The following is an 11457-nucleotide window of genomic DNA, read 5'->3' on the forward strand; positions in this document are numbered from 1 at the left end:
TCTTGTTGACTAGACCCTAGTTATGAGCAGATTATGTCATCAGCTCATCAGGATTCACCTGTCCATGACAGGTCGGTCCGCCATCCCTACGCGCCGATATCCCTACGCGCCGACACCCCGTGACGAGCCGTCGCCGACCGCAGCCGGATCGTGCTGCGCGGCACCACCTCGCCCGAAGGAGCCCACCCCCGTGGCAATCCGAAAGCTCCGCAAACCCCTCCTCGCCGCCCTGAGCGCCGCGCTGATCCCCGCCGGTTGCCTCCTGGGCGCCGGCTCGGCCGCCGCGAACGACGGCGTCAGCCAGGCCGCCGCGAACTTCTCGCCCGTGGCGACGCCGAACACCCCCATCGCCCCCGTACCGCCGATGGGCTTCAACAACTGGTCCCGTGCCACCTGTACACCGCAGGCGCCGCTGGACGGCTCCAACCGGCTGAACTACTCGTTCCAGCAGTACATGGAGGACAACGCCAAGGGCCTGTCCGACGCGGGACTGATAGGCGCCGGCTACAAGACGATCACCGTCGACGACTGCTGGATGTATCGCAACAGCTCCGGCTACCTGCACGGCGCCCTGAACTGGGGTGGCGCGACCGACGTCCGGGACGCCACCAAGCAGCCCGGCTTCGACTACGAGCTGAGCGCGTACGGCAGCTACCTGCACAGCCTGGGCGCGAAGTTCGGCATCTACGAGACCTCCGGCACGCACACCTGCAGCACCGCCGCGCCGACCTCGCCGAACCTGCCCAACGGCAGCGAGCACTACGAGCAGAGCGACGCCAACTCGCTGGTCTACTGGGGCGTCGACACGCTCAAGTACGACAACTGCGGTACCCAGGAGCCCATACCGACCCTCGACGCCCGGATGTCCGGCGATCTGAACACCGCCGTCACCAACGCGAACAACGCCGGTACCCCGACGCCGAACGTCATGTTCAACATCTCCGCACCGGCCGGCTACGGGAACGGCCCGGCCAAGTTCGCCACCATGAACTCGGTGCGCTCGCTCGGCCAGCTGTGGCGGGTCGGTCCGGACATCTGGAACTACGGTGACGGCAAGGACCCGTGGAGTCAGGTGCTACCGAGCGGCGGCTACAACTTCGGTGCGTACCAGAGCTTCGACAATACGGTGGAGCTCAGCCGCTACCAGGGTCCGGGAAACTGGAACGACGCGGACATGCTGCTGATCGGTGACAACGGCATGACCACCGCCGAGGAGCGCAGCCAGCTGGCCCTGTTCTCCTCGCTGGCCGCGCCGCTGGTCATCAGCACCGACGCCCGCAAGTTCGAGCCCTCCTACATAGCCGCCCACCCGGCCGAGGCGGCGCACCTGAACGCCTCGGTCGCGATCCTCGGCAACTCCGAGGTCATCGCGGTGGACCAGGACCCGCTGGGCGCGGGCGGCTACCGGGTGTCCGGCGGCGGTGCCAACGCCGACGGCTCGCCGGCCGCCACCAGCGGCGTCGACGTCGTGGTCAAGCCGCTCGCCGACGGCAGTCGGGCCGTAGTGGTACTCAACAAGGGTTCGGCGTCGGCCAGTTACCAGCTGAACCTGTCGGATCTCGGCTTCTCCGGCGCGGGTTGCGGCTACGACGTGCGCGATCTGTGGGCGCACAGCACCAGTTCGTCCACCGGTTCCGTCCCGCTGACCATCGGCTCGCACGACAACGCGATGCTCAAGGTCACCGCGAAGGCCGGCTGCGGCGGCTTCACCCCGCGCGGCCAGATCACCGCCTCGCGCGACGACTGGGGCAAGGCCTCGCTCTGCCTGGACAACTACCGCTCCGGCACCGCCGCCGGTAACCCCGTCGACCTCTGGCCCTGCTCCGGCGGCTCGAACCAGCGGTGGCAGCTGAACACCGACGGATCCGTCCAGCTCCTGCAGACCGGCACCTCCAACCTGTGCCTCACCGCGCAGAGCACGAGCACGACCGGGGTGATCAACGGGCAGTCGGGCCAGTGGGCCGGCGTCGCGGCCTGCGGGTCCGCCCCGGGCTACCAGACCTGGAGCTACAACCGGGACGGCAACCTGAAGCTGGCCGGTACCACCCAGTGCCTCGACGCCTACGGTGGTGCGACGACCACCAACGGCACGCCGGTCGACCTGTACAGCTGTGGGGCCTCGCCCGACTCGGTGCAGACCAACCAGACCTGGGCCGCGCCCTTCAGTACACCGCCGGCCTCCTGACCTGAGCGGCAACTCCACCACTGGGTGCACGAGTTGGGTCTCCGGTGCCATCCGGCGCCGGAGACCACTGGCATGGGGACGAACCCCCGGCGCCCCTACTCGGTGGCCGTGCACTGGCTCAGCGCCGCCACGGCGGCCTGGACCTGGGCGGGGAGGGACTTGAGGTCGGGGCTCTGGTTGGTCCGCGCGCTTTCGGCGAGCTTCTGGTAGACGTCTCGACACCACGGTGGCCGCGACCGGCGCCACCGCAGCCGACAGCGCCACCCTGCTCGCCAACGCGCAGGCGCTGGGCGCTGCCGCAGTGGCCGCCCAGGGCACCGCCGCTGCGGCCGACGCCCGGACGGCCGCGCAGCAGGCGGCCACCGCAGCCGCCCAGGCCGCGACAGCGTCCGACCAGGCAGCGGCTCAGGCCAAGACCGCCACCGACACGGCGGTCGCCGCGCGGGCGGCTGCCACCACCGCCGCTGCGGCCTCGGCACGGGCCACCGCGTGGGCGGCCTACGCCGACGCCAACGCCCTGCTGACCTGGTCGACCGCGATGGACGCGGAGGCCGCCGCCGCGACCGATCACCAAGGTGCAGACGGCGGCACAGCACGCCTCCGACGCGGCGAACAACGCGTCGCAGGCCGGCCAGGCAGCGCTGGCAGCCGACACCAAGGCGGTGGCTGCCTCCCAGCAGGTCGACCAGGCCGTCGCGGCGAGCGCCACGGCCTTCGACATTTCCGCTGGCGTACAGCTTGCCCAAGTCCTTGTGGAGCTCCTGCGTACGGATATTGACGATCCATCAGGTCTATCTCCTGACGGGCGCGGTAGGTCGGCCGGACGATTCGGCGGTAAGGCGGTACCAGGCTGGAACCGGATCGAGGGCTGCGACGTCGAACCGCCCGGCACGGTACCGGGATTCCAGAGCGGGTAGGGTGGTCGGGCATGGCGGCACGGCGGTACTGGTTCACACTGGCGGTCTTCGGGGTGTTGCTCGCGCTCTCGCTGCCGATGTATCTCACCAAGGGGGCGTCCTGCCCGGTGCTGCTCGGCGGGATGGACCAGACCTGCGGGGTCGGCATCGCATCCCCCGAGGGGATACTCGGCGTTTCCGACCTTGCGCGCCCGGGCTGGCTGGAGGTGTACTGGGCGCTCGCCGGGGTGGTCGGTGGGGGAGTCGCCGTCTGGTGGTACCGGCGGTCCGGGTACGGGCGCAGGATCGTGCCCTTCCTCTCCGTGCTGGTGGTCCTCGGCGTGGCCACGACCGTGCTGACGGCGACGCAGTGGAGCGGCTTCCGCTCCGCGTCGGCCTGGGCGGAGCCCGCGTGGCTGCTGGTCTTCAATGGCGCCACCCCGTTGCTGGTCCTCGCGCCCGCATTGTCGGCGCTGGCCCTCGCGGAGCGTTCCGTCGGACTGGCCGTCTTCTCGCTCGGGTACTGCGGGGTCGGCTATCTGTTCGCCACCCACGACTCGTTCTACGTCCTGCACGGGCTGGGCGTACCGCTGGACCTCACCAGCGACCCGGCCGGGATCCGGCAACTGCTGAACATCGCGATCCCGGCGGCCGTACTGCTTCTGGCGGCGGCCGCCGCCCGCCTGCTGCCGCTCGCGCGGCGGCGCCTCCCGGCCGGGGAACCGGGAGTCCGGGGAGGAGCCGCCTGACGGAACGGATGCCACACCGGATCGTCTTGGCTGCTCCGAGAGATCAACCGCTCCGGGCCCGGAACGGCTGGATGACGTGGTGTCAATTTTTGGGAGAGGGGCTCGGCTGGGCGCTCCGGGCCCGCTGCCGGTGCCCTGCCTCACGATCGGCCATTCGCGGTGGAAGACCGGCGGCGGCAGGTCCTTCTCGCGGAGTGGGGTGCCCAGGACGGCGCTGCGCGCCACCAGGGCCCTGTCGAGGTCGATCCCGCCGTAGAGGCTGGCCTCGCCGCGGATGAGTTCATGAAACTTAGGTTAGCCTTGCCTTCATGACTCTCGCTCATCTGGCCGCTTCGGCCGGCTATACCCTGCCTCCGCTCTGGCGGATTCTCACCAAGTCCGGTTACTTCATCGGCCTGTGCGGAGCCGTCGGATCGACCGTGACGTACGCCGCAGTGGTCCGCCCGGCGCTTCGTGCGCCCATGGCCGGGCGGGGTGACGCCGACGCGTTGCGTCGGCGGACGGCGGGGTGCCTGGCCTGGGCCGGAGTCGTCCTGCTGATGGCGGGCTACCTCCAACTCGCCGCGCGCCTGGCCCGGGCCGGCAAGGGCATGCCGTTCGGCGACGCGCTCGCGCCGGGACGGATCTGGGACTTCCTGCGTGCACCTGCGGCGAAGGGGACCTGGGTGGCCCAGGGCACGATCTACCTGGTCCAGAACGCCGTGCTGGTCCTGGTGTCCGCCGCCCTGATCGCGCTGTTCGTGCCACAGGCGCGACGGCACCTGGACGCCTTCGCCCTGACCGCCCTGCCGCTGGCACTCTCGGTGACGCTCATCGCAGCGATACCGGCCTCCGTGCCGAAGGACGCGGACCACCTGCTCGACCCCCTGTTCGACCAACTCCACATCGTCAGCGGCACGGTGTGGATCGGTGGGCTGGCTCTGCTCGCTGCCCTCGCCGGCACCCGAGCCCGGCTGAGCGAGAACGCCGGCCTGCTGTGGGCGGACCTCTGGCGCCGCTTCGGTCTCGTCGCCCTGGTCTGCGTCGGCGTGGTGCTCACCTCCGGCCTGTGGATGAGCTGGAAGCACGTCGGCGGCATCGGGCAGCTCTGGACGACGACGTACGGACTCTTTCTGCTGATCAAGATCGGACTGGTCCTGGCCATGGTCGTGGCCGGCGGCGTCAACCAGTTCTGGCTGATGCCCCGGATCGTCCAGGCCCGCCGCGCCGACTCCACGACTCCACTTCTGCACCTGACGCTGCGGCACTTCCCAAGGGTCGTCCGGGTCGAGGTCACCCTCGGAGCCGCTGTCCTGGCAGTCGTCCCCTTCCTCGGCGGCTCTGCCCGCTCCGAGGTCGGCAGCCCACCGCCCGTCACGAGTGGCAGCATCCTCGCCGTGGGCGCCGCACTGGTCCTCGCCCTCGCGGCCTCGCTCTACATCACGCTCAGGACCTCCGACGCTCTTGCCCGGCGCAGAATGCCCTGAGCACGGCTTGGCGGCACGCGGCACGCGGCAGGCGGCTCCGTGCTCCGGATCGACTGTGGCTCAGATCCGCGCGATCAGGACGTAGCGCTCGTCGTCCACCGGACCGCCCCACAAGTCCGTGTCCCGCCGAGGTGTTCGATCCACAGGTCGGCGACGAGCGGCCGGACGACGTCCGCCACGTCGTCCGGCCGGCCCGGTCAGGAACACCGCTCGCGGTGGAGGGGGAGCCGGACCAGCAGACAGGCTCCGCCGCCGGGGCCTGGTTCGATGGCGGCTGCGGTGCCGCCGAGGGAGCGGGAGATGGTGCGGACCAGTGCGAGTCCGAGGCCGGCGCCGCCCTCGGAACGGGTCCGGGCGGCGTCGAGGCGGACGAAGCGGTCGAAGACCCGCTCCCGGTCGGCCGGGGCTATGCCGGGGCCGTCGTCGTGCACGGTCAGGACGGCCCAGTCGGCTTCGGTCCGCACCCGGACGACGACCTCGTCAACGGCGTAACGGGCCGCGTTGTCCAGCAGGTTGCGGATGATCCGGCCGACCAGCACCTCCCGGCCGTGGACGACGGCCGGCTCCAGCTCCGGTGCCCGGAATCGCGGCGGTCCGCCGCCGTGGGTCCGTTCGGCGATCTGCTCGGCGACGAGGTCGCTCAGGTCCACGGTGTCGGTCTCCGTGGTGCCGTGCTCCTCCTCCGCGCGGGCGAGCAGCAACAGGTCTTCGGCGAGGGCCTGGAGCCGTCTGGTACTGGTCAGCGCATCCGTCACGACGTCCGGCCAGGAGGCGACCCGGTGCGGGTGTGCCAGTGGAACCTCCAGCGAGCTGCGCAGCGCCGCGAGCGGGCTGCGGAGCTCGTGCGAGGCGTCGGCGACCAGGCGGCGCTGCTGCTGCAGGGCCCGTTCGAGCTTGTCCAGCGTGGTGTTGGTCGTCTCGGCCAGCCGTCTGATGCCGTCCCGGGCGGGTGGCACGGGAACTCGTTCGCCGATGGCACCGTCGCCGATCCGGACCATACGTCGTCGGATCGCCTCCACCGGCCGCAGCGCGAGTCCGGTCACCGACCAGGCGACCAGGGCGACGAACAGCGTGGCAAGGGGGGTGAAGTACCCGTCGAGCACCAGGTTGACCTCGGCTGAGGCCAGGTCGGCGTCCGTCGGATCGATCAGCACATAGACCGCCAGCGTCTGAGGTGGCAGACCGTCGCGCCTGGTATACGCCTGCAGTTGCGCGGTGGTGAACGGCCCGACGGCACACCGCCAGACGGTGATGGTGCGACCGGCCAGCGAGCGGTAGCCGGGGACGTCCGGGCCGTCGGGGAAGCGGGCGATGTGCGCCAGGCCCGTCCACGTGTCGGTGGGGTTGGCCGGTGCCGGTGGCAGTTCGGAGAACCAGCCGCTGTGTGTGTCCAGCCTGTACAGGTCGAAGAGGTTGCGGGCGTTGAACCACTCTCCTCGCTGGTCGACCACCACGTACGACATAAGGCTCTCCGGCGGGGACAGGCCCTTCGGAATGTCGTAGGCGATGCTGCTCCCTTCCTGGCGGGCCTGGTCGACCGACATCGCCAGGACCTTATCGTGCACAAAGAGGCTCACCGCGTGGCTGGCCAGGGAGCAGACCAGAGCGGCGGCGGCTGCTGATGCCAGCGCGGCCCGGGTCCGGACCGCGAGTCGGCGCCAGAGCCGTAGCCGGGACAGGGGACGTAGGCGGTCAGCGCGCAAGGGACACCAGCCGGTATCCGATGCCCCAGACGGTCTCGATGGCGCAACCCGCCCCGGCGGCTGAGAGTTTGCGTCGCAGGGCCGCGATGTAGACCTCGACGATGTTCACGTCCCCGCGGAAGTTCGAGTCCCAGACGGCGTCGAGGATCTCGCTCTTCGCCACAGCCTGCTGAACGCGCCGGGCCAGGCACTCCAGAACTCCGAACTCCTTTCCCGTGAGCCGAAGTTGCTGTTCGCTGACGGTGCATCGCCGAGCCGCCGGATCGATCCGCAGGTCGCCCGCCGACAGCACTGCGGGACGTCCCCTCGCGCCACGGTGTACGAGTGCGCGCAGGCGAGCCGTCAGTACCGGGTAGGAGAACGGCTTGCTGAGGAAGTCGTCGGCGCCGCAGTCGAGAGCGTCGACCTCGTCGTACTCACCGTTCTTCGCGGTGAGCATGAGGATCGACACCGGATTCCCGGCGCGGCGCAGTTCCTCGCAGACCCGGTAGCCGCTGAGCCCGGGAAGCATGAGATCGAGCACGATCGCCGCGTATTCCCCGGCCTGCGCGAGTTCCAGCCCCCGGATCCCGTCAAAGGCCACGTCGACGGCATAGCCATCGGCCCGCATCCCCTGGCCGAGCAGCTCGGCCACCCGTACCTCGTCCTCGACTATCAGCAATCGCATTGCTTCAGCATAGTCAACTCGCCGTCTCTGTAGTGGTGTTGTCTGAATTGCCGGGAAGATCCGGTCCGTGGACGTTTGTGGAGCCCGTTGGTGAATAGCGGATTCCGGTCGGGGCAGGGTGAATTCCGAACTTCCTCGTGGACGTATCACCAGGTCTGAAGAAATCCTCAGCTCTTCTCAGACTTCATTCAGGACGATCGGCCTACTGTCATCCACACGGACCGGATGTCGCCGGCAGGCGCTGGGCGGTCGAGCGCGCCCACGCGTGGATGAACGACTACGGTAAGTTCCGGCGCCACACCGGGAGAAGTGGCGAGGCTACGGACTTCCGCCCCCTACCCCGCCGCCACCTGTCGGCGCCACTGTCATGACACCGAGCCCTCTACCAGCCGCCATCCCGGACTAGGCACAACATCGCAGAAACTGACGAACCATCAATGTCCGTACCTCTCAGGGTCACCGAACCGCCCATTCGCACCTCTATGAGCGATGGATTCCTGATTAGAACGTGAACATCACTGTCTTCCGAGGGAAGGTGGCTTCCTTGCCACGCTCTGACGCCTTTCGCACACTCGCCAAAGTGCTCGCCCCGCTGATAGCACTGGCCGCGCTCATCGGTCTCGTCATCGGCCTGCCGGCTCCAGTAGCCCAGGCCGCTGAGCCCAACCAACACACCATCGTGACGTACAACTCGCAGGGTGCCAAATGGGATAACATCCGGAGGATCGTCCCCGACAACGACATCATTGCCATTCAGGAAGCGGGGCCGGCTCCGGATCGCGGCTATGGCATGACCCTGCTGGGCGTGGTGCCTGAAGGCAACTACAGCATCAGGGCGTACCGGTGGGACACCGGGCCAGTTGTGAATGACCACCCCCCATTCGTCTACTGGATGAGTCAGGACGGAGGCTGTGACGGTCGGGTCAACCTGGCCATGGTCACCCACGAGCCGGTGCAGAACTTCTTTGTTGCCGAACCAGGGCCGCGCGGCGGGCGGCGGGCGGCGGTGGGGCTGGAGTTCGGCAACACCATTTACTTCAACGTTCATGCCGGCGCCTGCGGTACGTACAACAACGCGCTGGACCTGCTCGCCAATATCAGGCGGGTGGCGCAAATCCAGAACCGTCACTGGGCCGCCGTGGGCGACTTCAATCGCGATCCGGACAGCGGCGTCACTGCCTGGGCCGGCGCTAACGGAGCCTTCGTCTATCGCACCGGGCGGGCGACCCAGCAGAGCGGCGGCGAGCTTGATTACATGGTCTCATCCCTTGACATGGCTGACTATCACGCGGAGATACATGGCGGCATGGGATCCGACCACTATCCGGTCTTCTTCCGCGAGCACCCCGAGGCGAACGCGAACGCGATCGATCTGGTCAGCGGAAAAGACCCTGGCAAGTTCATCGGCTTCGAAAATCGCAGCAACGCCAACGGCACTCACGTGGTCACGGACACCTACGGCCCCACTGGATCCTGGATGCTGCGCAAGGCCGCAGACGGCCGCCGGGGCACGTACTACCTCATCAACAACACGACCCACAAGTGCATCGACGTCTACGGGGAGCCCAACCCGACAAGCATGGACCCTCTCGACGAATGGGACTGCCTGGGGCAGTCCTCCGCGATCTTCCAGATCAGCAGCTGGCCGCAAGAGCCCGGGTCCTGGATGATCAGGCAGATGAACACCGGCCTGTGCGTGGACACCATGGGTGACCAGCCCAAGTATCTCGCCCTGTACAAGTGCGGGTACGCCGCCAACCAGCACTTCTTCCCGCAGTTCTCCGGTCGGTACTGAACTGATCGGGTGATGCCGGGGCCGTTCGGCTGACAGGCGTCGGGTATCGCACCCGGCGCCGCCAGTCCTACGCCTTGGTCGGCCGCATGTCAGAGGGCAGGATGCGGAGGGTGGCGGGAGTGGCGGCGAGGTAGAGGTAGAAGTCCACGACCTCGCCGCTCCTCTCAGTACAGCGCCGCAGCTTGCCGTAGTCGTTCATCCACGAGTGCGTGCGCTCGACCACCCAGCGCTTGCCGGCCTGGATCGGGGCCGGCACATCCTTGCGCACGATCTCGGCCGTGAACCCCAACTCGGGTACCAGCAAACGTGATTGGCGCTGTCGTAGCCGCGGTCGAGGTTGGCGTTCACCGTCTCCGGCATCGCGCCGACTTGGGCTTTCGCCGCGTCCAGGGTGGGGCCGAGCAGGGGAGATTCGTGCCGGTCGGCCCCGTCGGAGACGATCCCGGGCGGGACACCGCAGGCATCGGGCGGAACGTGGGTGAAGCACGTCACCGCGCAGGTCAACTCCGTCGGTCACCCTCGACGGGTCAGACAATGCCAGTGGCACGGCCCATCGCACCGCTGGAAGCGGCAGAATTGGCGCCGACAAACCCATGCGGAAGCTCATTGCCACCGATCGCCTGCGCCAATCACAGCCACGATCCCATCCTCCCAGCACCGGAAGCCGGCCCGGATCTGGTCGAGTGACTTCGCGCACAGGGAAGGCCGACCGTCCATCACATAGACCTGATAGAAGCTCCCCCTGCATGGCATACGTACCCCACCCTGGTGAAACCACAGTCTCCCGGGGCCGGGTCAGTGCACACGAAGACGGTAAGCCAGTCGACTTGGGATCAGGGTCAGGTGAGACGAGAAACAGTCCTCTCCGCTCCACCTCGTGCCGTACGCGATGATCAATCCTCGGCATGTCCGCAGCCTTCAAACACGTACCCCCATGCACGCTGGGACCATCGTCATCGGCGACCAATCACACTCTGAGAGGCAGATGGGACGGGTGCAAGCCGTTCGGCTCAATTCATGGCACTAGCAGTCGAATTGGAGCCACATCCATCGTCGGCCAACCCGGTTTCCGCCTTGCCGGACACGCCAGCCTCTGCCGCCACGCCCGCGGCGCCACCCCGTCCACCGACCGCACTATGCATCACATGATCAAATCGGATCGGCCCGCAGAATGACGTCGCCCTGGCTCACGGGCAGGCCGGCAGACGAGATGCCGCAGGGGAACGAACTAGCGGGGAGGGTAGTTGGGCTGGACTCCGCGGAGCTCTGGTCGGAGCCGCATTCGCCCAACCCCATCATGCTCAGCGTCGAAAGGGCACGCTTGAGTAGTAGTAGTAGAGCGTAATGTCATCCGGATGGTGGGTTCGCAGCTCGCTGCCACCGACTTCCACCAGCTGCAGGTGGATACGGTCGAGCGGGTGCTGAGCCCGAATCCACCGGGCTGATTCCGGACTGAGCGTTTTGCTGGATTTGTCAGGTGGACCGGCCGGAGGGTGTGGAGTGTCCGCTGGTCTGCCCAGCTCTTCCACGTGTGCTCCGGTCGGGCCTTGATGGGCTGGGTGGTCAGGTCGGTGGTCAGCCCGGTGGTGCGTGGGCGGCGTCGAACAGGTCGGTGAAGGCGTGCTGCCAGGGCCAGCGGTCGGGCGGGCGGAGCGTCAGTCGGCGGGCTGAACGGGCGATGCGGGCGGGGACGTTGACCAGGTGGGCGCGCAGGGTCGCTGTGGTTGCCCGGGCGTGGAAGGTGCCGGCGAGGCAGCCGGCTGCCCGCAGCAGGTTGAACGCGATCGCCCGCAGCGTCAGCCAGGCGTTGTTGGCCTGGAAGTTCCCGGAGGGCAGGTGGGCCAGCGGCCCGGACTTGCCGTCCGCGATGACCTGTTCGATGACGGCGTGCTGCCGGTGCTGCAGCTCGGCCTGGAGCATGGTGAACGGGCTGTCGGTGAACACGGCGTGGTAGCGCCGGGCGGTGAACAACTCGCCCTGCCCGGCGGCGGTTTCG

General features: G+C 68.3%; 8 protein-coding genes and 1 pseudogene. 5 read left to right on the forward strand and 4 right to left on the reverse strand.

Annotated features, from left to right (window positions below):
- Positions 1–190 precede the first annotated feature (190 nt).
- The 4 genes from P3T29_RS12810 to P3T29_RS12825 all read left to right on the forward strand — a co-directional run bounded on the left by P3T29_RS12810 (position 191) and on the right by P3T29_RS12825 (position 5296).
- Positions 191–2185, forward strand: coding sequence for a ricin-type beta-trefoil lectin domain protein (locus P3T29_RS12810; protein ID WP_280716509.1), 1995 nt, complete (start codon positions 191–193; stop codon positions 2183–2185).
- Between the two features lie 226 nt (positions 2186–2411).
- Positions 2412–2963 carry a hypothetical protein gene (locus P3T29_RS12815; RefSeq protein ID WP_280716510.1) on the forward strand — a complete coding sequence of 184 codons (552 nt, stop codon included), beginning with the start codon at positions 2412–2414 and terminating at the stop codon, positions 2961–2963.
- A gap of 150 nt (positions 2964–3113) precedes the next feature.
- Positions 3114–3830: a hypothetical protein gene (locus P3T29_RS12820; RefSeq protein ID WP_280716511.1), complete on the forward strand. Its 717-nt coding sequence runs from the start codon at positions 3114–3116 to the stop codon at positions 3828–3830.
- Positions 3831–4138: 308 nt separating this feature from the next.
- Positions 4139–5296 (forward strand): CopD family protein, encoded by a 1158-nt coding sequence (locus tag P3T29_RS12825; protein WP_280716512.1) that lies wholly within the window; start codon positions 4139–4141, stop codon positions 5294–5296.
- Between the two features lie 197 nt (positions 5297–5493).
- Here the strand turns inward: P3T29_RS12825 and P3T29_RS12830 are convergent, their stop codons facing one another.
- Both P3T29_RS12830 and P3T29_RS12835 read right to left on the reverse strand, forming a co-directional pair.
- Positions 5494–6840 (reverse strand): HAMP domain-containing sensor histidine kinase, encoded by a 1347-nt coding sequence (locus P3T29_RS12830; protein WP_280716513.1) that lies wholly within the window; start codon positions 6838–6840, stop codon positions 5494–5496.
- Positions 6841–6988: 148 nt separating this feature from the next.
- A complete protein-coding gene (locus P3T29_RS12835) occupies positions 6989–7666 on the reverse strand; it encodes a response regulator transcription factor (RefSeq protein WP_280716514.1) in 678 nt (225 codons plus the stop codon).
- Positions 7667–8174: 508 nt separating this feature from the next.
- Here P3T29_RS12835 and P3T29_RS12840 point away from each other — a divergent pair.
- A complete protein-coding gene (locus tag P3T29_RS12840) occupies positions 8175–9461 on the forward strand; it encodes an endonuclease/exonuclease/phosphatase family protein (RefSeq protein ID WP_280716515.1) in 1287 nt (428 codons plus the stop codon).
- Positions 9462–9528: 67 nt separating this feature from the next.
- On the opposite strand, the pseudogene P3T29_RS12845 reads toward P3T29_RS12840, so the two are convergent.
- Together P3T29_RS12845 and P3T29_RS12850 are read right to left on the reverse strand one after the other, a co-directional pair.
- Positions 9529–9708, reverse strand: a pseudogene (locus P3T29_RS12845) (hypothetical protein); the annotation flags it as partial.
- A 1328-nt stretch (positions 9709–11036) separates the two neighbouring features.
- On the reverse strand, positions 11037–11457 hold a 421-nt coding region (locus P3T29_RS12850), incomplete at its 5' end, for a transposase (RefSeq protein WP_280716516.1).

This window comes from Kitasatospora sp. MAP5-34 (genome assembly GCF_029894335.1).
GTDB lineage: Bacteria > Actinomycetota > Actinomycetes > Streptomycetales > Streptomycetaceae > Kitasatospora.